We start from the raw sequence: 26,317 nt of genomic DNA, 5'->3' as shown, positions 1-26,317 counted from the left end.
GGCGTCAAGGTTCCAGCGGACCCGGGCCCACGTTGCGTGACTCGCGTAGTCGGAGGTCCTGTACATAGTCGGCCGGAGCGCCGGCGATCTCGGCGGCCTCGGCCATCACCCCGAGGTATCGGGCCGACGGCAGGCCACCCTCGTAGGCGTCGAGGACGTAGAGCCAGGCCAGCACCGGGCCGTCGGCGGTGTCCACCCGCACCCGGATCTTGACGTGGATGCCCAGCTCCGAGCCTTCCCAGCGGTCGAGGTTCTCCTCGTCCTCCGGGGTGACGTCGTAGAGCACGATGAAAACCCTGGCATCGGGATCGTCGCGATCCTCGGTGACCGTGGCCAGCGAACCCTCCCAGCCGATGTCTCCGCCTCCGAAGGTCAGGCGCCAACCGTGTAGCCATCCGGTCCCCGCCATCGGGGAGTGCGGTGCTCGCTCGGCCATCTGCTCGGGGTGCATATTGGAGCCGTAGGCTGCGTAGATGGGCATTTAGGTCTCTGACCTGCACTTTCTCCGCGTGGCGGACGCGTGGGCGATCCGCGCGATCATTGAAAACGTCTCAACTCCCGATTGATCGTATTACGCAGGCGGACCCGATACGTCCGCGAGATGTGACGTGTGCCCGGATGGCGCGGGCGCGGTGGGCGGACCGCGGGCACCGGGGACTAGGTTGGTAGGTGGTACGGCGGCGAACAGGAGTGACTTGTGACCAAGATCGTGATCATCGGCGGCGGACCCGCGGGCTACGAGGCCGCGTTGGCGGCGGCCGCGTACGGTGCCGACATCACGGTGATCGATTCCGACGGTGTCGGCGGCGCGTGTGTGCTCTGGGATTGCGTTCCGTCGAAGACGTTCATCGCCTCGACGGGCATCCGAACCGAGGTGCGCCGTGCGGTCGATCTGGGGATCAACCTGAGCACCGACGATGCGTTGGTGACGCTGCCGCAGATCCATCAACGGGTGCGTGATCTCGCCTTTGCCCAATCCGCCGACATCCGGTCCCGGCTGATCAGCGAGGGGGTGAAGCTGGTGTCGGCGCGGGCAGCGCTGGAGGAACGTCAGATCGGGGTCTCCACCCATGGTGTCGTGGCGACGCTGCCCGACGGTTCGACCGAACGCTACGAGGGCGACGTGGTGCTGGTGGCGACCGGTGCCTCGCCGCGCATCCTGCCCGACGCCCAGCCGGACGGTGAGCGCATCCTGACCTGGCGTCAGCTCTACGATCTCGAACAGCTACCCGAACATCTCGTCGTGATCGGGTCGGGTGTGACCGGTGCCGAGTTCGTGCACGCCTACACCGAATTAGGCGTCAGGGTGACCCTGGTGTCCAGTCGTGACCGCGTGCTGCCCGGGGAGGACGAGGATGCGGCCCTCGTGCTGGAGGACGCGCTGGCCGAACGCGGGGTCGAACTGATCAAGCATGCCCGCGCCGACAAGGTGGAACGCAACGGCGATTCGGTGACCGCGCACCTCGCGGACGGCCGGACGGTGACCGGGTCACATGTGTTGATGACGGTCGGTTCCATCCCCAACACCACCGAGTTGGGACTCGACCGGGCCGGGGTAGAGGTCGATCGGGGCGGCTACATCACCGTCGACCGGGTCTCGCGCACGTCGGTCCCGGGTATCTACGCGGCCGGTGACTGCACGGGTCTGCTGCCGCTGGCGTCGGTGGCCGCGATGCAGGGGCGGATCGCCATGTACCACTCACTGGGCGAGGGCGTGAGTCCCATCAAACTCAAAACGGTTGCATCGGCGATCTTCACGCGTCCCGAGATCGCCACCGTCGGGGTCTCGCAGCAGGCCATCGACAACGGTGACTACCCGGCCCGGACCGTGATGCTGCCGTTGGCGACCAATCCGCGCGCCAAGATGAGCGGGCTGCGGCGCGGTTTCGTGAAGATCTTCTGTCGGCCGGCGACCGGTGTGGTGATCGGAGGCGTGGTGGTAGCGCCCACCGCCTCCGAACTGATCCTGCCGCTGGCGCTGGCAGTGCAGAATAAGCTCACGGTGTCCGACCTCGCGCAGACCTTCTCGGTGTATCCGTCGCTGACCGGTTCGGTCACCGAGGCCGCACGCCAACTCGTGCGTCACGACGATCTCGACTGACCTCCGCGATCTTGTAGTACGAACGGGCGAAAAACGATACGTTCGTACTACGAAACCGGGGGTTCAGGCCAGGTCGAGACTGTGCTCGACGGCGCGGTTCCAGCCGGCGTAGAGCTCGTCGCGGGTGGCCGCCGGCATCCGCGGCTCCCAGCGGGTGTGCGCGGCCCAGTTCTCGCGGATCTCGTCCTCGGACTCCCAGTAACCCACTGCGAGACCGGCGGCATATGCGGCGCCGAGCGCGGTCGTCTCGTTGACCACCGGCCGAACCACGGGGACATCGAGGATGTCTGCCTGGAACTGCATCAGCAGGTCATTGACGACCATGCCGCCGTCAACTTTCAGTGTCGACAACTCCACACCCGAATCGGCCTGCATCGCCTCGATCACCTCGCGGGTCTGGAAGGCGCTGGCCTCCAAGGCGGCTCGAGCGAGATGGCCCTTGTTCACGAACCTCGTCAGGCCGACGATGACCCCGCGCGCATCCGGCCGCCAGCGGGGTGCGAACAGCCCGGAGAACGCGGGCACAAAGTAGGCGCCGCCGTTGTCGTCGACGCCGGCTGCGAGCGTCTCGATGTCGGCGGCGTCAGCGAACAGGCCCAGGTTGTCGCGCAGCCACTGCACCAGTGATCCCGTTACCGCGATGGAGCCCTCGAGTGCGTAGCGGGCCTGTTGATCGCCGATTCGGTAGCACACGGTGGTCAGCAATCCGTGATCACTGAAGACGGGTTCGGTGCCGGTGTTGAGCAGCAGGAAGTTGCCGGTGCCGTAGGTGTTCTTGGCCTCGCCCGGACTCAGGCAGGCCTGGCCGAAGGTGGCGGCCTGTTGATCGCCGAGGATCCCGGCCAGTGGCACGCCGGGCAGCGAGCCGTGTTCGCGCAGCGGGCCGTAGACCTCCGACGAACTGCGGATCTCGGGCAACAGTGCGGTCGGCACGCCCATCTCGGCACAGATCTGCTCATCCCATTGCAGGGAGCGCAGATCCATCAGCATCGTGCGTGACGCATTGGTGACATCAGTGATGTGCAGTCCGCCGTCGCGGCCGCCGGTCATATTCCAAGCGGTCCACGAATCCATTGTGCCGAAGCACAGTTCACCCGCCTCGGCACGATGGCGAGCGCCCTCGACGTGGTCGAGTAGCCAGCGGATCTTGGGACCGGCGAAATAGGTGGACAACGGCAGTCCGGTCCGATCCCGGTAGCGGTCGGTCCCGACGTCACCGGCGAGATCGTCGCACAGGTCGTTGGTGCGGGTGTCCTGCCAGACGATCGCATTGTGGATCGGCACGCCGGTCTCGCGGTCCCAGATGAGCGTGGTCTCACGTTGGTTGGTGACCCCGCAGGTGGCGATGTCGCCGTGCTTGAGGTCGGCCGAGGCGAGTGCGGCGGCCATCACCCGCCGGGTGTTGCGCCAGATCTCGGCGGCGTCGTGCTCCACCCAGCCGGCCTGCGGAAATATCTGCTGGTGCTCGATCTGCTCGCTGCTGACGACGCGTCCGCTGCGATCGAAGATCATCGCACGGGTGGACGTGGTGCCCTGGTCGACGGCGGCGACATATGTGTTTGCGCTAGCCACGCGGCCAGTGTCGCACGCGGTGGCATTCGAGGAGATCAATTAGGCTGGGCAAGCATGAACACCGAGTTCAACCCGGACCGGCCGGCCGATATGGGTCCGCTTTACCGTGCGGAAGCGTGGCGGCGCCTGGGCAGTGAACAGTTCGACATCGTGGTCATCGGAGGCGGAGTCGTCGGTGTGGGGGCCGCGCTCGACGCGGCGACGCGCGGCTTGCGCGTCGCGCTGGTGGAGGCCCGTGACATCGCGTCGGGGACGTCGAGTCGGTCGTCGAAGATGTTCCACGGGGGTCTGCGATACCTCGAACAGCTCGAGTTCGGGCTGGTCCGTGAGGCGTTGCGCGAACGCGAATTGTCGCTGCGTCTGCTGGCCCCGCATCTGGTGAAGCCGCTGCCGTTCCTCTACCCCCTCACCCAGCGCGTCTGGGAGCGACCGTATGTGGCGGCTGGATTGTTCCTGTACGACCGCATGGGTGGAGCAAAATCTGTTCCGGGACAGCATCATGTCACCCGGTCCGGCGCACTTCGCGTGGCTCCCGCGCTGAAACGGAGTTCGTTGATCGGTGGCATCCGATACCACGACACGGTTGTCGACGACGCAAGGCACAGTCTGACCGTTGCCCGCACGGCGGCCAACTACGGTGCGGTCATCCGCACGTCCACCCAGGTGGTCGGTTTCCTGCGCGAGTCCGACCGGGTTCTCGGTGTGCGCGTTCGGGATTCGGAGACCGGCGACGTCACCGAGATCCGCGGTCACTGTGTGATCAACGCGGCCGGGGTGTGGACCGACGAGGTCCAGGCGCTGTCCAAACAGCGCGGCCACTTCCGGGTACGTGCGTCCAAGGGTGTGCACATCGTGGTGCCTCGAGACCGGATCGTCAGCGAGACCGCGATCATCTTGCGCACCGCGAACTCGGTGTTGTTCGTGATCCCGTGGGAGACGCACTGGATCATCGGCACGACCGACACCGACTGGAATCTCGACCTCGCGCATCCGGCTGCCACCCGCGCCGACATCGATTACATCCTCGAGCGGGTGAACGAGGTGCTGGTGACCAAGCTCACCCACAATGACATCGAAGGCGTCTACGCGGGGTTGCGCCCGCTGTTGGCAGGGGAGGACGACGAGACCTCGAAGCTGTCCCGTGAGCACGCGGTGGCGACGGTGGCGCCCGGGTTGGTGTCGATCGCGGGCGGCAAGTACACCACCTATCGGGTGATGGCCGCCGACGCCGTGGACGCCTGTACCGATTTCATCCCCACCCGGGTGGCACCGTCGATCACCGAGCGGGTGCCGCTGCTCGGAGCCGACGGATACTTCGCGCTCATCAACCAGTGCGAGCATCTCGGCCAGCGATTCGGGTTGCATCCCTACCGAATTCGTCGTCTGCTCAACCGGTACGGATCGTTGATCGATGACGTCCTCTACTACGCCGACGACGATCCGTCACTGCTGCGCCCGCTCGCCGCGGCACCGCAGTACCTGCGCGTGGAAGTGGTCTATGCGGCGATAGACGAGGCTGCACTGCATCTCGAGGACGTGCTCGCGCGCCGGACGCGCATCGCGATCGAGTACCCGCACCGCGGCGTCGACTGCGCGCGGGAGGTGGCGGAGTTACTCGCGCCCATACTCGGCTGGACCGAGGAACACACGGCGTTCGAGGTGGCCACCTATATCGCCCGCGTGGAGGCGGAGGTCGCGTCGCAGCGCCAGCCCGATGACGATTCCGCCGATGCGCTGCGTGCGGCGGCCCCGGAGGCTCGCCCCGAGATCCTGGAGCCCGTTCCGGTTCCTGAGTGACCCGCGCGGATGGTCGTGGTGCCCATCACAGGAAGATGGGGACCTTCGACTCTGCCGAACACGTTCCGGTGGACGGAGAATGGTGTATGGCAGAAGGACAGGACATGGTCGACAACGCGGTTGAGGAACTCACCACCGACGAGGCGTGGGAACTGCTCGGGTCCACCGAGTTGGGACGCATCGGCCTCAGCGTCGGCGGTCACCCGGACATCTTCCCGGTCAATTACATTGCCGGAGAAGGTCGGATCACCTTCCGGACCGGCGAGGGTACCAAGCTCTCCGAGATCGCGGTCAACGAGAACGTCGCCTTCGAGGCGGACGACCACGATGACCAGCGCGGCTGGAGCGTCGTCGCGAAAGGCACCGCACGCGTGCTGGTTTCGACTCATGACATCGCTGCCGCCGACGAATTGTCACTGCGTCCGTGGATTCCCACGATGAAGTACAACTACGTCGAGATCGCGGTCACCGAGATCTCCGGGCGGCGGTATCTGTTCGGTCCTGAGCCGGAACGGTACCCGGTCTAGCTGTTTGCGAACAGCGCCATCGGGGGCGGGTATCGCCTCGCCTCATGCTGCCGTCGCGAAACACTTCCTGTCGGACGGTGAACGGTGTCTGGCAAGCGTCATGACTGACACTGTCGGCAGAAGTAGATCACGCGATCCTCGCCGATCGAGCCGAGCTGGTCTCGCTCGATCGGCGAACCACATCTGCGACACAGTTGGCCGCGCCGACCGTAAACCCACATGCGTGCATTGGGCGCGGTCTGGCCGGTCGTGGTCCGGGCCGTCCGCAGCCGGTTGGCCCACAACACCCGGCGGGCCAGGTCGACCATGGCCGTGACGTCGACTTCGCGCACCGGTCGGGTGGGCAGCACCCTGCGAAGGAAGCACAGCTCGCTTCGATAGACGTTGCCGATGCCCGCGACGAGCCGCTGGTCGAGGAGCGCGGTTCCGATCGGCTCATCGGCGCGGGCCTCGATGCGGCGGATGGCCTCGGTGGGCTCCCACTCGGCGCTCAGCAAGTCCGGTCCCAGGTAGGCAAGGTCCTGATCGGGGGTCTCGGTGAGCTCCAGGATGCCGAGGTCGAAACCGACGGCTTCGTGCGTCGCGGTACGTAACACGACCCGTGCCTGGTACCCGGGACGACGCCATTTCGTGCCGATGGGGTGGACATGCCAGGCGCCCTCCATCTTCAGGTGCGAATGCAGACTGACCCTGGCGAGTCCCGAGTCGTCGTCATCGGATCCGCCGACATCGATGAGGAGATGTTTGCCCACCGATCGGACCGAGGTGACCGTTCGGCCGGTCAGGTCGGCGGTGGCCAGCGACGGTATCCGGAACTGTGTCCGCGTCAGCCGTTGACCGTCGAGCGCCGCCCGCAGTCGTGCGGCGGCGGCGAAGACGGTGTCGCCCTCAGGCATGCCTGCCGTAGCGCATGCGAACACCGCGCGGTGTGGTGGCGAATCCGGCCTCGATCAGGATTCGGCCGAAATCCGAGGTCAGCACGGGCTCGGAGTCGACCTGATCGATCATGAGCCGAGCCACGCGGCCCGAGCGGACGATCTCGGCGAGAGCGCCGGCGGCGGTCTGCAGAGCGGGAAGCGATTCGGTGAACGTCAGCAGGGTCTTGCCGCCTCGTTCGACGTACACGACGAGTTCGCCGCCCACCATGACCACCATGGCGCCTGGTTTGCGACCCGGGCGGTGTCGGCCGTCCTCGGCGCGGGTCGTCGGCCAACCCAAAGCGGCGCCAAACGGATTGGCCGGATCTGTGGCCGCCAGCACGATCGCCGGTGGGGTGCGCCGATCGTCGAGGGCGTGGCGACGCAATTCGTCGATGGTTGCGGTCGAAGCGAACTGCGCACCACCCAGGCCGTCGACGAAGTAGCCGCGCCGGACCTGACCGTTGTCCTCGAACACGGTGAGGGCCTTGTAGATCCGGTAGAACCCGCCGACAATGTCTTCGTTGGTGACACTTCCGCGCGTGATGACCCCATAGCGCGCGAGCAGCTGATCGCACAGCGCCTGCGTGGCCACCGTCGGGTCGGTGGTGATACGGTCGGGAACCACCCAGCGGCCACCGGCGGTGGGCGGGACACTCTGGCCGGCACCGTGTTCGGTGAGATAGCGGGTGGACAGCCGCTGCGCCCGAAGTCGCGGCGCGCGTCCACGGGCCCGGTGGGCCGGTGCCGATCGCGGCGACGACGAGGTGCGCCGCGGTGCCAACATCGCGCGCACCGGAGCGAACGAGTCATTGCTCACCTGACCTGCCCACACCAGATCCCAGAGGGCGGCCTCGATGTCGGCGGCGGACACGGTGCCGTCGGAGGACACCGACTCGGCGAGCTTGCCGAACCGTAGCGCGCCGCCGGGGGCCAGTGCGGCGGTGAGTCGGTCGTGCACTCCGGTGGTGTCGATCTCGTCGGCGGGAGCCAACGTGAGCGGTGCGACATCCACCGGATGCAGGGCGATCCAGCCGTCCGACCCACCGATACGGCCGTGCCCGGACCAGATCACCTCGCCGGAGCTGAGCAATTCGTCGAGCATCGCCGGACTGTAGTCGGTGACGCGGGCGGGTAGGACCACCGATTCCCACGCCGAGGCGGGCAGCGGGTAGCCGGCCAACTGGTCGATCACCGTCGCCACCCCGTCGACGCCGCGGAGTTGTTCCTCAGGGGTGACATGCTGCCAGGACGCGGTGAAGCGGGTGAGGGTCTCGTGGTCGACCGGCGCGACCTCGGCGCGGCTCGCCGCCAGAGAACCGCGACGGATCTGACCGAGCACATCGGCATGGCACCACTGGGTCGCGTGCGGTGCGCCGGTCCGGGTTTGCGTGCCCTGCTCTGTCTCCTGGGCCTCAGGGAGAAAATCCCCCTCGATGACCCGACGGTCGGCGGCCAGCCGGACGAGAGTGTCGCGGACGACCCCGACCGCCATGCCCAGTGCATCGGCGGCCTCGGTGACGGTGAACGGGCCGTGCGTCCGTGCATATCGGCTCACCAGATCCCCCACCGGATCACCCACCGGTTGCAGGAAGGCCGCCGGAATGCCCAGCGGGGCCGGAACGCCGAGACCGTCACGCAATCGGGCGGTGTCGTCGATCGACGCCCACAGCGCTCGGCCACGATGGGTGATCGAGATGATCTGGCCGGATCGGTGCAACTCGGTCAGCTGATCGATCGCGGGTGTTTCGCCGCGATAGCGTGCATCGACGTCAGCGGTGTCGAGAGGACCGAGCCAGCGCAACAGGTCGACGATGTCCTCGGCATCTCGGGCCTGACGCTCGGCAACGGTGCGCTGCAGGCGTGCGGTCACCTCGGCGATCACGCCGGGATCGAGCAGCTCGCGCAAGTCGACGCGGCCGAGCAGTTGCGCGAGCAGGCTGGTGTCCAACGAGAGCGCGGCGGCCCGGCGTTCGGCCAGCGGTGCGTCGTCGGCGTAGAGGAACGCCCCGATGTAGCCGAACAGCATCGATGCGGCGAACGGGGAGGGGCTTGCGGTCTCGGTCTCGACGACTCGGACCCGCCGCTGGCGGATTCGGGTGAGCAGGTCGGTGAGCGCAGGAAGGTCGTAGACGTCCTGCAGACACTCTCGCACCGTCTCCAGGATGATCGGGAAGTCGGGGAATTGTGAAGCGACGGAGAGCAATTGTGCGCTGCGCTGACGCTGCTGCCAGAGTGGGGCGCGACGGCCGGGGTCGCGTTTGGGTAGCAACAGGGCACGCGCTGCACATTCGCGGAATCGGGAGGCGAACATCGACGAGTCGGCGAGAGCGTCGGTGACCCACTGCTCGATCTCATCGGGATCGAGGACGAAGACCGACGCGCCCGGCGGGTCGTCGTCGGTGTCGGGCAGCCGCACGATGATGCCGTCGTCGGAGGCCGTGGTGGCGCCTTCGAGGCCGAGTGTCTGCAACAATCGTGCCGAGATCGCACTGGCCCACGGTGCGTGCACGCGCAATCCGTAGGGCGAGTGCAGAATCAGGCGCCAATCGCCGAGTTCGTCGCGGAAACGTTCCACCACCAATGTGCGGTCGGTGGGCAGGTGGCCGGTGGCCTCCTGCTGTTCGGCGACGAGGGCGGCGAGGTTCTGTCGGGCATTGTCGGTGAGCCCGAGCCGGTGCGCGTGTTCGGCCAATGTGTCGGGATCGGCCACCGCCCCGGTGAACTTGCCGATCGCCGCACCGAGTTCGGCGGGGCGACCGATCGTGTCGCCGATCCAGAACGGCAACCGGCCGGGCTGGCCGTAGGCCGGTGACACCAGCACCCGGTCGTGGGTGATGTCCTCGATGCGCCAACTCGTGGCACCGAGCGCGAAGACATCCCCGACGCGCGACTCGTAGACCATCTCCTCATCGAGTTCGCCGACGCGGGTCGACTTCTCGCCGACCATGAACACGCCGAACAGTCCGCGATCGGGGATCGACCCGCCGGAGGTGACCGCCAATCGCTGCGCCCCGCGGCGTCCGACGAGTGTCCCGGCATCCCGGTCCCAGGTGACGCGGGGCCGTAGTTCGGCGAACTCGTCGGAGGGAAAGCGTCCGGAGATCAGGTCGAGGGTCGCCTCGTACACCTGGCGGCCGAGCTCGCGGTAGGGCGCGGCGCGGCGGACGAGGTCGTACCATTCGTCCACGTCGAGGTCGTCGACCGCGGCGGCCGCGATGGTCTGCTGGGCGAGGATGTCGAGGGGATTCTGCGGTACCCGTAGTGCCTCGATGGCGCCGTCGAGCATCCGTTCCACGGTCACCGTGCAATGGATCAGGTCGGTCCGGTGCTTGGGGTAGAGCACCCCCTGCGAGATCTCACCCACCTGATGGCCCGCGCGGCCGATGCGCTGGAGTCCGCCGGCCACCGACGGCGGGGCTTCGACCTGCACCACGAGGTCCACCGCGCCCATGTCGATGCCGAGTTCCAGCGAGCTGGTCGCCACCACGCACGGCAGGCGTCCGGCCTTGAGGTCGTCCTCGATCTCGGCGCGCTGTTCCTTGCTGACCGAACCGTGATGCGCGCGGGCCAGGATCGGGGCGGCGCCACCGCTGGCGCCGCTGGCCATGATGTACGCGGGAGCACCGCCGGCGACGGTGGGGTTGGCGGACGGATTCGGCACATTTCCGGTGCGCTCGGCGTGGATCTCGTTGAGGCGGGCGGTGAGCCGCTCGGCCAGTCGCCGCGAATTGGCGAACACGATGGTCGCGCGGTTCTTCTCGATGAGGTCCACGATGGACGACTCCACGTAGGGCCACAGCGACCCGGCGGTGGGGGAGAACGCGTCGTCGAGGTCTTCGCCGGCAGGTGTGTCCGGTGGTGGCGGGATGTTGGCCATGTCCTCGACGGGCACGTCGACCCGCAGATCGAAGGTCTTGGCCGCCTTGGGACGGACCACCGTGCACGGAGCGCTGCCGCTGAGGAACTCCGCCACGACCTCGGGTGGACGGACCGTCGCCGACAGTCCGATGCGCTGAGCCGGCCGGTCGAGCAGTTCGTCGAGCCGCTCGAGGGAGAGCGCGAGATGGGTACCGCGCTTGGTGGCCGCGACGGCGTGCACCTCGTCGACGATCACCACCTCGACGTCGGTGAGTGTCTCGCGGGCGGCCGAGGTGAGCATCAGAAAGAGCGATTCGGGGGTGGTGATCAGGATGTCCGGCGGAGTTTTGACCAGGGCCCGGCGCTCGGCGGCGGGGGTGTCGCCCGAGCGCACCCCGACGGTGATCGCCGGTTCGGGCTCACCGAGTTCCTGCGCCGCCCGGGTGATGCCGGTCAGTGGAGCGCGCAGATTGCGTTCGACATCGACCGCGAGCGCTTTGAGGGGGGAGATGTAGACGACACGTGTCCCGCGCTTCCGGTCGGGTCGGGCGGCGAGGCGATCCAGCGCCCACAGGAATGCCGACAGTGTCTTGCCGGAGCCGGTGGGCGCGATGACCAGGGTGTTGTTGCCGTCGGCGATGGAGGCCCACGCGCCGGTCTGCGCCGCGGTCGGTTCCTCGAACGCGCCGTCGAACCACCGCCGGGTGGGGGCGGTGAAGCGGTCGAGTACGGACGTCTTGCGGGGCACTCTGCCATCATCCACCACACGTCCGACAACGCCGGTAGTACAGTCATCACACACCAGTGCGCGGGGAATCCGGTGAGAGTCCGGAGCGGTCGCGCCGCTGTGATCCCGTCGCAGTACGGCCACCGAGCCCATCGGCGGCGGGAGAGCCAGAATGCCGCCTGGTGTGTGTTCGCCAACGGATGGGACGCGCAATCCCAGAAAGGACCACCATGACCGCCTCCACGCACTCATCATCGGCCCGCGCAGTGGCCGCGCCGAGCCTTGCGGTACCCAATGTCTCCGCGGCCAGCGCGGCGCTGTGGCTCAGCCTCACCGTGCTGCTCGCCGGGCTGGCCTATTACTTCCTCGGGTACGACCAGGGCGCGGTGAGCGTCTTCGGTTCCGACACCCACGTGCACGAATTCGTGCACGACGCCAGGCACTTCCTCGGTTTCCCTTGCCACTGATCGCCACTGGTAGGAGACAACCGAACATGGAGAAGAAATTCATCGGCGCAGGCCTGCTCTCGGGCCTGGTCGCCGGCATCGTCGCGTTCATCTTCGCGCGGCTGTTCATCGAACCCCTGGTGGTCGAGGCGATCGACTACGAAGAGGGACGCTCCCACGCCGAGGAAATGCTCGCCGGTGAGCACGGTGGCCACGAGCACGGCGAGATCTTCTCGCGCTCGATCCAGGAGAACGTGGGTGCCGGGATCGGAACCATTGTGTTCGCGGTCTGCATGGGCGCGTTCTTCGCGGTCGCGTTCACCGTGCTGTGGGCCTACCTCGGCCGTCGTCACCCGGCCACGGACCCGCGGATGGCCGCCGTGGCGCTGGGCGCGATCGGGTTCGTCGCGGTGTTCGCCGTGCCGTTCTTCGCCTATCCGGCCAACCCGCCGGCGGTGGGCGACGACGACACGATCGGTGCGCGCAGCGCGGCATTCCTGACGATCACCATTTTGTCGGTGGTGTTCGCAGTTGTCGCGGTGGTCCTGGCGTTGTGGCTGCGGCCACGGCTCGGCGGGCTCGTCGCGGGCGTGCTCGGGGCTCTCGCGTATCTCGTCGCGGTCTCTGTCACGATCATGCTGCTCCCGGAGTTCCACGAGGTGCCCGGCCCGCTGTCCGACGCCACCGGGCAGATCGCGTTCCCCGGTTTCCCGGGTGATGTCATCGGCGACTACCGGGTGTATGCGATTGCCGATCAACTGATCATGTGGACCGTGTTGACCGTCCTCTTCGCGCTACTCCTCGGACGTCTCATGCGATCGGGTTCCGACGAATCCCCCGACGCCCACGTCGCGCAGGTCGACGCCTGACGATGCTGATCGTCACCGCCGGCCGCACCGGCCCCAACAGATCGGTGCGGTTCGGCGGTGATGCATCTCTGGACGATCGTGGACGACGCGACGTGGCCGGACTCCGCGCGGAGGTCACCGCGACCATCGGCACCGGCCGTGTTGCCGGTGGTCCCGAGCGTGCGGTGGTCGAGTCGTCTGACGTGTTGCAGATCCAACCCGTGACGACACCAGCTCTCCGATCCCTTGATGTCGGTCGGTGGACGGGGCGGATGCCGACCGAGATCACCCCGGATGACTTGGCCGCCTGGTTCACCGATCCGGTCGCCCGCCCGCATGGTGGGGAGAGCGTCGCACGGTTCGTGGAGCGGATCCACCGGTGGTATGTCACCGATGGCGCCGATACCGACGTGTGCGTCGTCTCGATGCCGGTTGCACAGGCACTGCTGTGTACCGACCCCGAGGAGTTCTTCGGCGTCGAGATCCGACCGGCGACGATCTATCACCGCTGACAACTCTCGCCTCGGACGGCCGGGACAGCGGACCCAAGACACGAATTTCGGAATCCGTACCTTTACAACCCGGGTGACGCCTGACACAGTAACCTGGCAGGAAAGTGGAACATGTTCAGCCCGTACTGGCGGGCGCGGCGGTGGGGAGTTGTGACGATGTTCGAGTGGTCCGAAGAAGACCTGATGGTGCGGGATGCGTTGCGCGCGTTCATCGACAAGGAGATCAAGCCGCACATCGACGAACTCGAGACCGGTGTTCTGCCGCCGTATGACATCACTCGCAAGCTGCTGGCGACCTTCGGTGTCGACGCGATGGCCAAGGACGCGTTGGAGAAGGAGCTCGCGGCAGAGGCGGCCGGTGAGAAGCCGTCGGGCGGCGGTGGCGGCGGTGGCATGTCCGGGTCGATGTTCATGATCGTCAACATCGAGCTGGCCGGGGTGTGCCTCGGACTGGTCGGTTCGATGGGCGTCAGTATGGGGCTGACCGCCTCGACGATCCGCGGCAAGGGAACACTGGCGCAGAAGAAGCGGTGGCTGCCCGAACTCGTCACGATGGAGAAGGTGGGCGCGTGGGCGATCACCGAACCCGATTCCGGGTCGGATGCGCTGGGCGGCATGAAGACCACGGTTCGCCGCGACGGTGACGACTACCTGCTCAACGGGCAGAAGACGTTCATCACCAACGGTCCCTACGCCGACACCATCGTCGTGTTCGCCAAACTCGACGACGGCAGCGACACCGCGATGCGCGATCGCAAAGTGCTCTCGTTCGTCCTCGACAAGGGCATGCCCGGTCTCACCCAGGGCAAGCCGTTCAAGAAGATGGGTATGACGAGTTCGCCGACCGGTGAACTGTTTTTCGACAATGTGCGCTTGGGTAAGGATCGTCTGCTCGGCGAAACCGAGGACACCGGCGCCGACACCCGCGGCGGTGAGGGCGCCAAGGCAGGATTCACCGCCGAGCGCGTCGGCATCGCCGCGCTCTCGTTGGGCATCATCAACGAGGCGCAACGTCTGTCCATCGACTACGCCAAGACCCGCAAGCTCTGGGGCCAGGAGATCGGCCAGTTCCAGCTCATTCAGCTCAAGCTCGCCGAGATGGAGGTGGCCCGGATCAACGTGCAGAACATGTTGTTCAGCGCGATCGAACGCGGTCAGGCCGGCAAGCCACTGAGCCTCGCCGAGGCCTCGGCGATGAAGCTGTACTCCTCGAAGGCGGCGACCGACGTCGCGATGGAGGCCGTACAGCTGTTCGGCGGCAACGGCTACATGGCCGAGTACCGGGTCGAGCAGCTCGCGCGCGATGCGAAGTCGCTGATGATCTACGCGGGCAGCAACGAGATCCAGGTGACGCATGTGGCCAAGGGGTTGCTGAGGGGCTGATCAGGCACCCGTCACCACCAAACCGATCAACGTCAGGTTGAGGAGCACGATCAGCACCGACGCGATGCCCGCGGTCAGCCGCAGGGGCCATCCGTCGGCGAACTCGCCCATCAACGACCGGTCAGCGGTGAACCGGCCCAGCGGGATCACCGCGAACGGGATGCCGAAACTCAGCACCACCTGACTGATGACCAGCGCCCAGGTGGGGTCGACGCCGAGAGCCAGTACCACCAGGGCCGGGATGACCGTGATCACCCGCCGGATGAACAGTGGGATGTCTCTGTGCAGTAGGCCGCCCATGATCGCCGCGCCGGCAGACGATCCGACGGAGGTCGACGCCAGTCCACTGGCCAGTAGTCCGATGGCGAAGGCGGTTGCCATCCCCGATCCGAGGGCGTCGGCGACCGCGTCGTAGGCGCCCTCGATGGTGTCGGTACCTTCCTTGCCGCGCAGGTTCTGTGCGGCCAGCAACAGCAGTGCGACGTTGACCGCGCCGGCGACGATCAGTGCCACCACGACATCCCAGCGCGTGACCCGCACCAGTTGTCGTTGGCGCGTCGCCGACCGGGTGACCCCGTGTCGGTCGATGACCATCGCCGAGTGCACGTAGATGGCGTGTGGCATTACGGTCGCACCCAACATACCGGCTGCCAGCAGCACGGTCTCCGGTCCGTCCAGCCGCGGGACGAGCCCACCGAGTACCTCGTTTGCCGGCGGTGGATCGACCACCAGTCCGGCCAGGAAACCGATCACAATGATTGCCAACAGGCCGAGTATCACCTTCTCGAATGTGCGTTCCTGCCGCGGATTCTGTAGGAGCAGCACGGTCAACGAGACCGCGCCCACGATCACCCCGCCCAGCACCAGCGGCAGATCGAACAACAGCTGGAGGGCGACGGCGCCACCGAGCACCTCGGCCAGGTCGGTGGCGATGGCCACCACTTCTGCCTGAACCCAGAACGCCAGTCGCGGACGGGTGCTCAGACGGTCACCCAGCAGCCCGGGCAGGCTCTTGCCGGTGACGATGCCGAGCTTTGCCGACTGATACTGGATCAGCATGGCAATCACGTTCGCCAGCACCAGAACCCAGACCAGCAGGAAACCGTAGCGGGCGCCCGCGGTGATGTTGGCCGCGACGTTGCCGGGATCGACGTAGGCGATCGCGGCGACGAACGCCGGCCCGAACAGCGCGAGGTTGCCGACGATGTTCTTGCGGGTTCTCGACACCCGTTTACGCGTGGTGCCGTCCTCGCCGCTACGCGTGCCGACCAGTGCCACCCACCTCACGGTCGATCAGGCGCCACACCCGGTCGCGTGACATCGGCTGTTCGCAGGGCCGCACACCGATCGCACGTCGGATCGCATTGGCCATAGCCGGGGCAACCGGGTTGTACGGGGACTCGCTCATCGACTTCGCCCCGAACGGACCCAACTCGTCGGACGTCTCGGCGAAGTACACCTCGGTGACCGGCACATCGGCCATCTGCGGCACCCGATAGGTGCGGAACACACCCGTCAGCGGGACCCCGTCGGCGAGCATGATCTCCTCGTAGAGCGTCGATCCGATGGCTTGGGCCACGCCGCCCTCGACCTGCCCGCGACACTGTTGCGGGTTCATCACCGTACCGGCGTCGGCCGACTGGATCGACTGCAGGATGCGCACCACCCCGGTCCGGACGTCGACGGCGACCCGAAAAGCCTGAACGTTGAAGGCAATCGACCGTACGTCCCCGGTCTCCTCGCCGTCGGCGGTCACCTGGTCCGCGGCCGGATCGAGGACATCGATCATCTCGTCGAACGAGACCATCCGGTCACCCACCAGCGCGCCGTCGGAGGTGAGCACCACGCGGTCGGGTTCGGCGTCGGCCACGGTGGCGGCAGCGCCGATCAGGTTCTCCCGCAGACTGGTACACGCCCGGTGCAGTGCTTTGCCGGCCACCGTCGTGCCGGCGGAGGCGAAAGCTCCGGTGTCGTAGTCGGCGGCGTCAGTGTCGCCGTGTCGCAACCGAATCCGCTCGGGGACGGTCTGCAGGGTGGCGGCCACGATCTGGGTGTGCACCGTGGTGGTGCCGTTGCCGAATTCGGCCGTCCCGATGCCGACGTGATAGTCGCCGTGCCGGTCGACGGCCACCTGCACTCGGGAGATGTGCCCGCGTGGGGCCATGGTGGCGATAGCCGCGAGCGCCATTCCCTCACCTACCCGCCAGTGCGGACCGGCCGGCGGCTCGACGCCGTTGCCGCGATCGAGTGCCGCCTGCGCCAGGTCGAGGCACTGGTCGAGGCCATAGCTGCCGTAGACGAGATCGGGTTCGGGCTCGGCGTGGGCGGCCAGCAGCGGGTCGCCGTCGCGGACTGCATTGATTCGTCGGATGTCGAACGGGTCGATGCCGAGTTCGATGGCCAGCTCGTCGAGCGCGGACTCGATCGCGAAGATGACCTGCCCCAGACCGTAACCGCGGAAGGCGCCGGACGGCGGATTGTTCGTGTAGACGACCTCCGCGTCGACCCGTTTGATCGGACAGTTGTACACCGAGATCGACTCGGCGCAGGCGTGGAACATCACGCCGATCGCGTGGTTGCCGTAGGCGCCGGTGTCCGACAGCACGTCGATCTTCAGTGCGGTCAACACGCCGTCGGTGTCGGCGCCGAGATCCACGGCGACCCGGAACGGATGGCGATAGGTGGTGCGCGTCATCTCGTCGCTGCGGCTCATCTCATAGGCACACGGACGGCCCGTCCGTAGCACCGCCAACGCCACCAGGTCCTCGGTCAGCAGTTCCTGTTTGCCGCCGAATCCGCCGCCGACGCGGGCGCTGAAGACGCGGATCCGCTCCGGCGCGAGATCGAGGATGTGCGCGAGTTCGTCGCGGACCAGGAACGGCACCTGGGTGCTGGTCCGGATGACCAGCCGACCGTCGTCGTCGAGCCAACCGATGCTGCCGTGTGTCTCGAGCTGAGCGTGGGAGACCCGGGCGGTGGACCAGGTCCCCGAGACCGTGACCGCCGAATCGGCCAGTGCCGCATCGATGTCCCCTCCGAAACCGTGGTGGAAGTCGGCGATCACGTTGCGATCGGCGTGATTGACCCGATCCAGCGCGGTGCGGTCCGGGTGGATGGCCGGGGCGCCCGGTCGACGCGCTTCGCCGGGGTCGAAGACCGCCGGCAGGATCTCGTAGGAGACCTCGATGAGTCGGCAGGCCCGCTCGGCCGCGGCTGCGGTCTCGGCCACGACCGCCGCGACCCGTTGACCGACGAACCGGACGACGGGGTCCAACATCATCGTGTCGTCGGGGTCGTCCTCGCGATGCTCGTGACGAGCGGTGGAAAACCTTGTCTGCGGGACATTGTCATGGGTCAGTATCAGCGTGACACCGTCCACCCGCTCGGCGGCGGTGGTGTCGATGGACACGATGCGCGCATGCGCGTGCGGTGACCCCAGCACACGCAGATGGGTGAGGCCCTCGACGGTGACGTCGAACGTGTACGGTTCGGTGCCGGTGACCACGCGACGGGCCGCCGGTGGCGATACCGACCGGCCGATGCACGCCTCAGCCGCCTCTGGGGACGGGTCGGTGGGGTTCCGGAGATCATCGGCCGGGGCCACGGCCGCGGTGATCGCGTCGCGGATCGAACGGTAACCGGTACAGCGACAGATGTTTCCCTTCATCTTCCGGGGCAGATCATCGAGATCGGCGGCCTCGAGTGTGGACGCGGTGACGATCATGCCGGCGGTGCAGAATCCACACTGGAAACCGAAATTGTCGACGAACGACTGCTGCACTGGATGGAGGTCGTCCGGGGTACCGAGCCCGGTGACGGTCGTCACCGTGTGTCCCTCGACGCGTTGCGCCGGGTAGATGCACGAGTGCACCGGGGTGTCGTCGACCAGCACCGAACACGCGCCGCAGTCGCCGGCATCGCAGCCCTTCTTCACCTCGAAGTGGGCGTTGTCGCGCAGGAGCGTGCGCAGGCACTGGCCCGGACGCGGAGTGGCGTCGTGCATGTCGCCGTTGACGGAGAACTTCATGCCGTCACCCCACCGGCGAGTTCGGCGCGGATCTCTTCGGCGAGCACTGCCGAGGTGGCGCGTCGCCAATCCGCCGATCCGAGAGGGTCGGTGTAGAAGTCGTCGGCAGCCACGACCCGGTCGTGGAGTTCGTCGATGGTGGGGATCGCGTCGAAACGCATCACATGTGGGCGCAGGGTGGCGGCGGTGACGACCAGGATCAGTGTGCCGTCCTCGTCGCGACGGCCGGTCACCACCGCACCCGACCGGCCGAGTTCGGCCAGCGCGATCTTGCGGAACGCGGTGACCGATTGCATCGAGGTGCCGGGTATGTCGATGGCGCGCAGTATCTCTGCGTCGCCGAGTGAGTTTGTGCCGTTGCCGGTGATCAACTCCGCCACCGGGGTGCGACGTTCGCTGCCGTCGGGGCACCAGATGACGGCCGTGGCATCGAGGCCCGCTGCCAGCGAGACCATCGAGGCCGCGGCGAACGACCGACAGATGTTGCCGCCGACGGTCGCGACATTCCAGATCTTGAACGAGGCCAGGAGCGCGTTGGCGCACTCGGAGAACAGTGGTTGCGCACGCCAGGCCGATCGAGCGGGCAACCTGGTGATCTCGACGATGGGGCAGGTGGCGCCGATCCGCAGCCCGTCATCGGGAAGATCCTCGAATGCCGGCCAACCCATGGTGGTGAGGTCCACGATGCCGTCGGCGTCGACCTGCGGTTCGGAGAAGAACCAGGTGCCGCCGGCCACCACGCGCTCGCCCGGGCCGAGCCGCAGATCCTCGCGGGTACGGGCGTAGCGGTAGCGGTCGATGGTGTTGAGGTCCATCACCCGGCCTTCTCGATCAGTCGGCGATGTTCGCGCACCACGTCGGCGGCGATGCGTTCGGCATCGACGGTCCGTAACATGTTGTGCTCGACCACCTGTCGCCCGTTCACCCAGCTCGCGGCAATCGGCGGGATCGCGCCGAGCACGAGCGCCGCGACCGGGTCGTCGATTCCACTGTGTGCCACCGACGTCAGATCCCACAGCACCAGGTCGGCGAGTTTGCCCACCTCGATCGACCCGGTGTCGGCGGCGCGGCCGAGCACCTGAGCGCCGCCGATCGTGGCCAACTCGATGGCGGTGCGCGTGGTCAGGGCGGTGGGTCCACCACGGGCACGGGCCATCAGCACCGCCTGGTGGGCTTCCTCGAGCAGCCGGCACGACTCGTTGGACGCCGCACCGTCCACGCCGAGTCCTACGGGGACACCCGCGTCGACGAGATCGCGGGTACGGCAGATCCGGTTGCCCAGCCGGGCGTTGGAAGTGGGGCAGTGGGCCACTCCGGTGGACGTTGCGGCGAGCCGGCCGATCTCGTCGTCGTCGAACTCGATGCCGTGGGCGAACCACACGTCGTGGCCCACCCAGCCGACCGACTCCATGTATTGCAGTGGGGTGGAGCCGAAGTGCTGCTGGCAGTAGGTGTTCTCGTCCAGCGATTCGGCCAGATGGGTGTGCATGCGTACGTCGAGTTCGCGTGCCAGCGTTGCGGATTCACGCAGGAGATCAGTGGTGACGGAGAACGGTGAACACGGTGCCAGGGCGATGCGCAGCATCGAGTCGTCGGCGGGGTCGTGCCAGCGCGACACCGCGTCCGAACTGGCCGTAAGGATTTCGTCGATGCTCTGCACCACCGAGTCCGGCGGTAGACCGCCGTCCTTTTCCGAGAGGTCCATCGAGCCGCGGGTCGGGTGGAAACGCAGCCCGACTGTGGTTGCGGCGTCGATCTCGGCACCCAGTAGATCGCCGCCCTCGGCCGGGAAGACGTAGTGGTGGTCGGTGGTGGTGGTGCAGCCGGACAGTGCCAGTTGGGCGAGACCACCGAGGGCGGCGGTGCGCACCGCCGCCTCGTCGATGCCGGCCCAGATCGGGTACAGCGTGGTGAGCCATTGGAACAGCGTGTGGTCGGCGGCGAGACCGCGGGTGACCCACTGGTATAGGTGGTGGTGGGTGTTGACCAGCCCGGGGGTGAGCACGCACCCGCGCCCGTCCACCCTGATCGCGTCGGCGGGCAGCTGCGCCGGCGGAGCGCCGACGGAGACGATCCGCGTCCCCTCGATAACCACGCAGGCGTCGGCGAGTTCTCGGCGCTGCGGGTCCACGGTCACCACGAAGGCGTTGTCGATCACGGTCACCGACGGCACGGAATCTGCATCGGATGACGACCCATTGGAGGACACCCGCGTCACGCTACGACGATCGCGTTACGAATTCGTTTCGGTGGTCGGTCACTGGTCAGACGTCCTGCACTGAGATCGGCCTCCGGGGTGGAATCGCGAGCGCCAGCACGATGGCGAGCACGCACGCGCCCAGCGAGATCGCCGACGCCCACAGGTACCCCGATTCGGTGGGTACACCGACTCCGGTGCCATCGGCGGCGGGCACCGAGATCATCGACCATGTGAGGATCATGCCCACGACCGCCGCTGACGTGGATGTGCCGACCACCCGCATCAGCGCGTTGACGCCGTTGGCCTCGCCGGTCTGTTCCACGCGCACCGAACTCATGATCAGCGCCGGCATCGCGGAATAGGCAACGCCCAGGCCGGCACCGATGAGGCAGGCGACGCCGAGCATGACGCCCCAATTCATCGCCCACGGGCCGGTCAGCGCCACGATGAACACCACGTAGCCGGCGGCGATGACGGCGCCGCCGGTGGCCAGCGACACCCGTGGGCCGAATGCTGCGGTCAGTCGGGCGGAGACGTGGGAGAAGATGAACATCAGGATTCCGCTGGGGGCCAGTACGAGGCTGGCGGTGAACATGTCCAGACCCAGTCCATTGGGGCCGGTCGTCGGTGCCATCAGGAGTTGGATCGGGATCAGCTGCATCGAGTAGAAGGCGAATCCGGTGGCGACCGATGCGATGTTGGTCAACATCACCGGCCGTTCGGTCGCGACATCGAGATCGATGAGCGGGTTGGCGCCGCGCCGCTCCACGAACCACCAGACCACGGCCACCACGACGAACGCCGCGAACATGCCGATGGTCAGCGGCGCCGACCATCCCCACTCCGATCCCTTCGAGAGGGGGAGCAGCAGGAAGACCAGCATCGCGGCCAGGCCGAGGGCGCCGAGCAGGTCGAAGCGGCCGCCGGTGCGCGACAGGCTCTCCGGAACGGTGAGCGCGATCCCGGCGGCGCCGAGTAGCGCGGCGGCCGCGCACGCCCAGAACAGTGCGTGCCAGCTGACGTGCTGGGCGATCGCGGCCGCGAAGGGCAGGCCGAGGGCGCCGCCGATCCCCAGCGATGCGCTCATCGTGCCCACCGACGACCCGAGATGCCGCGGCGGGACGATGTCGCGCATGACGCTGATGCCCAGGGCGATCGTGCCGAACCCGAGGCCCTGCAGTGCGCGACCGACCAGGAACGGGGGCAATGACGCCGACAGTGCGCACACGGCCGAACCGGTGGCCACACAGCCCATGCTTGCCACCAGCATCAGACGTTTGCCGTACATGTCTCCCAGGCGTCCGCCGATCGGCGTGATTACCGCACCGGCCAGCAGGGTGATGGTCAGCGCCCAGGTCGTGTCACCGGGATCGGCATTCAGCAGTGTCGGCAGCTGCGGGATCAGTGGCACGATGATCGTCTGCATCAGGGCGACGACGATGCCCGCGGCGCACAGGATCGTGACAGCAAGGCGCGGGTGGCGGTCGGGTACGAGCGCGCCAGAGTCCTCGTCCACCGGCCTCTTGATCGCACTCAATGCCCACACACCTCCGAGCGTCCACGCTATCGAGTGGGTGCTTGGTCCGGATCGGCGGACCCACCGAAGGTGGGTCCATATTTCGTTCGGTCGTCGCTTCCAGTGTCGTCGGAACCGATGTTGCGCCACCTTCCCAGCGGTCTGCGTGAATGCGGCAACCGGGCTGCCATACCGAGCGATTGCTCGGTGATGTTTCCGGAAACGCACAGGTCAACGGCATGATTGTGAGAACGCGGCGTCTCAGGCGTAGTCTTGAGTGTTTGCCTCGGGCGCCGTCGGCCGTAGAACACGCGCGCAGTACTCTGAGACACCCAGCGTGGATTGAATGCGGTACCGGTGCGCCCCCGACATTGTCGTCGCGAGAGCGCTCCGTCGCACTGACGAGAGAGAGACGCGTGTTCGAGAAAGTCCTGGTGGCCAACCGCGGAGAAATCGCCATCCGCGCCTTCCGAGCGTCGTATGAGCTCGGCGCCCGTACGGTGGCGATCTTCCCGTATGAGGACCGGAATTCGGTGCATCGGCTCAAGGCCGATGAGTCGTATCAGATCGGTACTCCGGGTCATCCGGTGCGCGCGTATCTGTCGGTCGATGAGGTGATCGCGGCGGCCGAGCGGTGTGGCGCGGATGCGATCTATCCGGGTTACGGGTTCTTGTCGGAGAATCAGGGTTTGGCCCAGGCGTGTGCGGATGCGGGGATCACGTTCGTGGGTCCGTCGGCGGATGTGTTGGAGCTGACGGGTAACAAGGCGACGGCGGTGGCTGCGGCGAAGGCGGCGGGGTTGCCGGTGTTGGCGTCGTCGGAGCCGTCGGCCGATGTGGCGGAGTTGCTCGCGGCTGCCGAGTCGATGCAGTTCCCGGTGTTCGTCAAGGCGGTGGCCGGTGGTGGTGGCCGGGGTATGCGTCGGGTGGAGAAGATCGCGGATCTGGCCGATGCGATCGCGGCGGCCTCGCGGGAGGCGGAGGCGGCATTCGGGGATCCGACGGTGTTCCTGGAGCAGGCGGTGGTCAATCCGCGCCATATCGAGGTGCAGATCCTGGCCGATACCCACGGCAATGTGATCCATCTGTTCGAGCGGGATTGTTCGGTGCAGCGTCGTCATCAGAAGGTGATCGAGTTGGCGCCGGCGCCGAACCTGTCACCGGAGTTGCGCGAGAAGATCTGCTCGGACGCGGTCGCGTTCGCCCGCCACATCGGCTACACGTGCGCCGGGACGGTCGAGTTTCTGCTCGACGAAAACGGTCAGCATGTGTTCATCGAGATGAATCCGCGCATCCAGGTCGAGCACACGGTGACCGAGGAGATCACCGATGTGGACCTGGTGGGCTCACAGCTGCGCATCGCGTCGGGTGAATCGCTGGACGATCTCGGATTGTCGCAGGACACTCTGGCGATTCGGGGTGCGGCGATGCAGTGCCGGATCACCACCGAGGACCCGGCCAACGGGTTCCGGCCCGACGTCGGACGCATCACCGCCTACCGCAGTCCGGGTGGTGCCGGGGTGCGTCTGGACGGCGGTGCGGTGCTCGGTGCCGAGGTGACCGGCCACTTCGACTCGATGCTGGTGAAACTCACGTGTCGCGGTCGGGATTTCGCGACCGCGGCGCGCCGTGCGCGGCGTGCGGTGGCCGAGTTCCGGATTCGTGGAGTGGCCACCAACATCCCGTTCCTGCAGGCGGTGCTCGATGATGTCGACTTCCGCGAGGGCCGGGTGACGACGTCGTTCATCGAGGACCGTCCGTGGCTGCTGACCTCGCGCAGCTCGGCCGACCGCGGCACCAAGATCCTGTCGTACCTGGCCGATGTGACGGTCAACAAGCCGCACGGCGAACGTCCGACGAAGGTGTATCCGCGTGACAAGCTGCCCACGCTGGATCGCGCCACCCTCGCCTCACCGCCGGACGGTTCGCGTCAGCGGTTGTTGGAGTTGGGGCCGGCCGGGTTTGCCGCGGATCTACGGGATTCGAAACGACTTGCCGTCACCGACACCACTTTCCGGGACGCTCATCAATCGTTGCTGGCCACCCGGGTCCGTACGACCGGGTTGATGGCGGTGGCGCCCTATGTGGCGGCGATGACCCCCCAGTTGTTGTCGCTGGAATGCTGGGGTGGGGCCACCTACGACGTGGCGTTGCGGTTCCTGAAGGAAGACCCGTGGGATCGGTTGGCGCAGTTGCGTGAAGCGGTACCCAACATCTGTTTGCAGATGTTGCTGCGGGGCGCCAACACCGTCGGCTACACCCCGTACCCGACCAAGGTGACCACCGCGTTCGTCGCCGAGGCCACCGCAACCGGTATCGACATCTTCCGGATCTTCGACGCGCTCAACAACATCGAGCAGATGCGTCCGGCCATCGACGCGGTACGCGAGACCGGCACGGCGGTCGCCGAGGTCGCCATGTCCTACACCGGTGACCTGGCCAACCCGAACGAGGACCTCTACACCCTCGACTACTACCTGCGGTTGGCCGAACAGATCGTCGATGCCGGCGCGCACGTGTTGGCGATCAAGGACATGGCCGGGCTGTTGCGGGCGCCGGCGGCGACGAAGCTGGTGTCGGCATTGCGCAGCAACTTCGATCTGCCGGTGCATGTGCACACTCACGACACCCCCGGCGGGCAGCTCGCCACCTATCTGGCGGCGTGGGAGGCCGGGGCGTCGGCCGTGGACGGCGCCAGTGCGGCGTTGGCCGGTACCACCAGCCAGCCGGCGTTGTCGGCGATCGTGGCCGCCGCTGCTCATTCCGAGCGTGACACCGGCCTCGATCTGCAGGCCGTCTGCGACCTCGAGCCGTACTGGGAGGCGCTACGCAAGGTGTACGCGCCGTTCGAGTCCGGACTGCCCGCGCCGACCGGACGGGTCTACACCCACGAGATCCCCGGTGGGCAGTTGTCGAACCTGCGACAGCAGGCCATCGCCCTCGGACTGGGCAACCGGTTCGAGGCCGTTGAAGAGGCCTACGCCGCCGCCGACCGCATGCTGGGTCGAGTGATCAAGGTGACCCCGTCGTCGAAGGTCGTCGGCGATCTCGCGTTGGCGTTGGTCGGCCGCGGCATCACCGCCGACGAGTTCGCCGCCAACCCGCAGGGCTACGACATCCCCGACTCGGTGATCGGTTTCCTGCGTGGCGAACTCGGCGATCCCGCTGGCGGCTGGCCCGAACCGCTACGCTCACTGGCGTTGGAGGGCCGCGCCGAGGCGGCGGCCACCGCCGAGTTGTCCGACGACGATTCGCAGGCGCTCGACACCCCCGGCCAGAAACGCCAGCACACTCTCAACCGGTTGCTGTTCCCCGGCCCCACCAAGGAATTCGACGACCACCAGGAGACCTACGGCGACACCTCCCGGCTGTCGGCGAACCAGTTCTTCTACGGGCTGCGTTACGGCGAGGAACACCGCGTCGAGCTCGAACCCGGTGTCGACTTGCTGATCGGGCTCGAAGCGATCAGCGAACCCGACGAGAAGGGCATGCGCACCGTCATGTGCATCCTCAACGGACAACTACGTCCGGTGCAGGTGCGTGACCGTTCCGTCGATGCCGAGGTCGCCGCGGCCGAGAAGGCCGATCGCGGCAATCCGCACCACATCGGCGCACCGTTCGCCGGAGTCGTGTCGCTGAGTGTGGACGTCGGCGACGAGGTCGCCGCCGGCGCTGCCATCGGCACCATCGAGGCGATGAAGATGGAAGCCACCATCACTGCGCCCGTCGGCGGCAAGGTCGTCCGCGTCGCCATCGGCCAGGTCACCCAGGTCACCCCGGGCGATCTGCTCGTCGAAATCGGGTAGCGGGGTCACGCCCGCGACAGTTCCCCATGTGAATCGGTATCCACATGGGGAACTGTCAATTACGGGGGTGATTTCCG

The 26,317-nt window shown here is 67.1% G+C and carries 17 protein-coding genes and 1 riboswitch; of the genes, 8 read left to right on the top strand and 9 right to left on the bottom strand.

Translation table 11 applies throughout. The features are described 5' to 3' along the window. Nucleotides 1-4: 4 nt before the first annotated feature. Complete coding sequence (locus VX037_RS10075; protein WP_235723878.1) at nucleotides 5-481, bottom strand: gamma-glutamylcyclotransferase; 477 nt, start codon at nucleotides 479-481, stop codon at nucleotides 5-7. A 216-nt stretch (nucleotides 482-697) separates the two neighbouring features. Between VX037_RS10075 and VX037_RS10070 the strand changes: the two genes are divergently transcribed. Next, nucleotides 698-2,101 carry an NAD(P)H-quinone dehydrogenase gene (locus tag VX037_RS10070; protein WP_235723877.1) on the top strand — a complete coding sequence of 468 codons (1,404 nt, stop codon included), beginning with the start codon at nucleotides 698-700 and terminating at the stop codon, nucleotides 2,099-2,101. 63 nt (nucleotides 2,102-2,164) lie between these two features. Here VX037_RS10070 and glpK read toward each other — a convergent pair whose 3' ends face one another. Beyond that, nucleotides 2,165-3,673, bottom strand: a complete 1,509-nt coding sequence (gene glpK / locus VX037_RS10065) for a glycerol kinase GlpK (protein ID WP_328714108.1) — start codon at nucleotides 3,671-3,673, stop codon at nucleotides 2,165-2,167. 54 nt (nucleotides 3,674-3,727) lie between these two features. Between glpK and VX037_RS10060 the strand changes: the two genes are divergently transcribed. Beyond that, nucleotides 3,728-5,470: a glycerol-3-phosphate dehydrogenase/oxidase gene (locus tag VX037_RS10060; protein WP_235723876.1), complete on the top strand. Its 1,743-nt coding sequence runs from the start codon at nucleotides 3,728-3,730 to the stop codon at nucleotides 5,468-5,470. Between the two features lie 104 nt (nucleotides 5,471-5,574). Further along, nucleotides 5,575-5,997: a pyridoxamine 5'-phosphate oxidase family protein gene (locus VX037_RS10055; RefSeq protein ID WP_235723902.1), complete on the top strand. Its 423-nt coding sequence runs from the start codon at nucleotides 5,575-5,577 to the stop codon at nucleotides 5,995-5,997. Between the two features lie 98 nt (nucleotides 5,998-6,095). Here the strand turns inward: VX037_RS10055 and VX037_RS10050 are convergent, their stop codons facing one another. Then, nucleotides 6,096-6,893, bottom strand: a complete 798-nt coding sequence (locus tag VX037_RS10050) for a DNA-formamidopyrimidine glycosylase family protein (RefSeq protein ID WP_266062014.1) — start codon at nucleotides 6,891-6,893, stop codon at nucleotides 6,096-6,098. Then, on the bottom strand, nucleotides 6,886-11,523 hold the full coding sequence (locus VX037_RS10045; RefSeq protein ID WP_287016445.1) for an ATP-dependent helicase: 4,638 nt from the start codon (nucleotides 11,521-11,523) through the stop codon (nucleotides 6,886-6,888). Before VX037_RS10045 ends, VX037_RS10050 begins: the two co-directional genes overlap by 8 nt. 37 nt (nucleotides 11,524-11,560) lie before the next feature. Then, a riboswitch (cobalamin riboswitch) is annotated at nucleotides 11,561-11,700 on the top strand. Nucleotides 11,701-11,732: 32 nt separating this feature from the next. Between VX037_RS10045 and VX037_RS10040 the strand changes: the two genes are divergently transcribed. The 4 genes from VX037_RS10040 to VX037_RS10025 all read left to right on the top strand — a co-directional run bounded on the left by VX037_RS10040 (nucleotide 11,733) and on the right by VX037_RS10025 (nucleotide 14,691). Beyond that, nucleotides 11,733-11,969 (top strand): CbtB domain-containing protein, encoded by a 237-nt coding sequence (locus VX037_RS10040; RefSeq protein ID WP_235723873.1) that lies wholly within the window; start codon nucleotides 11,733-11,735, stop codon nucleotides 11,967-11,969. Nucleotides 11,970-11,995: 26 nt separating this feature from the next. Next, complete coding sequence (locus tag VX037_RS10035; protein WP_328714105.1) at nucleotides 11,996-12,817, top strand: CbtA family protein; 822 nt, start codon at nucleotides 11,996-11,998, stop codon at nucleotides 12,815-12,817. 2 nt (nucleotides 12,818-12,819) lie between these two features. Beyond that, entirely contained in the window at nucleotides 12,820-13,308 is a 489-nt protein-coding gene (locus VX037_RS10030) for a histidine phosphatase family protein (RefSeq protein WP_266062020.1), read from the top strand. Between the two features lie 156 nt (nucleotides 13,309-13,464). Next, nucleotides 13,465-14,691 (top strand): acyl-CoA dehydrogenase family protein, encoded by a 1,227-nt coding sequence (locus VX037_RS10025; protein WP_328714103.1) that lies wholly within the window; start codon nucleotides 13,465-13,467, stop codon nucleotides 14,689-14,691. Here VX037_RS10025 and VX037_RS10020 read toward each other — a convergent pair whose 3' ends face one another. The 5 genes from VX037_RS10020 to VX037_RS10000 all read right to left on the bottom strand — a co-directional run bounded on the left by VX037_RS10020 (nucleotide 14,692) and on the right by VX037_RS10000 (nucleotide 22,434). Continuing rightward, nucleotides 14,692-15,969 carry an Nramp family divalent metal transporter gene (locus tag VX037_RS10020; protein ID WP_287016212.1) on the bottom strand — a complete coding sequence of 426 codons (1,278 nt, stop codon included), beginning with the start codon at nucleotides 15,967-15,969 and terminating at the stop codon, nucleotides 14,692-14,694. Continuing rightward, nucleotides 15,947-18,718 (bottom strand): molybdopterin-dependent oxidoreductase, encoded by a 2,772-nt coding sequence (locus VX037_RS10015; RefSeq protein ID WP_287016213.1) that lies wholly within the window; start codon nucleotides 18,716-18,718, stop codon nucleotides 15,947-15,949. Before VX037_RS10015 ends, VX037_RS10020 begins: the two co-directional genes overlap by 23 nt. Beyond that, complete coding sequence (locus tag VX037_RS10010; RefSeq protein WP_235723868.1) at nucleotides 18,715-19,533, bottom strand: FAD binding domain-containing protein; 819 nt, start codon at nucleotides 19,531-19,533, stop codon at nucleotides 18,715-18,717. Before VX037_RS10010 ends, VX037_RS10015 begins: the two co-directional genes overlap by 4 nt. Further along, nucleotides 19,533-20,891, bottom strand: a complete 1,359-nt coding sequence (locus tag VX037_RS10005) for an 8-oxoguanine deaminase (RefSeq protein ID WP_235723900.1) — start codon at nucleotides 20,889-20,891, stop codon at nucleotides 19,533-19,535. The genes VX037_RS10010 and VX037_RS10005 overlap by 1 nt, the downstream gene beginning before the upstream one ends. Before the next feature lie 91 nt (nucleotides 20,892-20,982). After that, nucleotides 20,983-22,434, bottom strand: coding sequence for an MFS transporter (locus VX037_RS10000; protein ID WP_328714101.1), 1,452 nt, complete (start codon nucleotides 22,432-22,434; stop codon nucleotides 20,983-20,985). A gap of 416 nt (nucleotides 22,435-22,850) precedes the next feature. Here VX037_RS10000 and VX037_RS09995 point away from each other — a divergent pair, with 416 nt between their 5' ends. After that, nucleotides 22,851-26,240 (top strand): pyruvate carboxylase, encoded by a 3,390-nt coding sequence (locus VX037_RS09995; RefSeq protein ID WP_235723866.1) that lies wholly within the window; start codon nucleotides 22,851-22,853, stop codon nucleotides 26,238-26,240. Nucleotides 26,241-26,317 lie beyond the last annotated feature (77 nt).

The organism is Gordonia sp. Z-3 (assembly GCF_036233855.1).
Classification (GTDB): Bacteria; Actinomycetota; Actinomycetes; order Mycobacteriales; family Mycobacteriaceae; genus Gordonia; species Gordonia tangerina.
The sequence above is the reverse complement of the archived record's forward strand: the minus strand, read 5'-3'. Positions and strand labels throughout refer to the sequence as shown.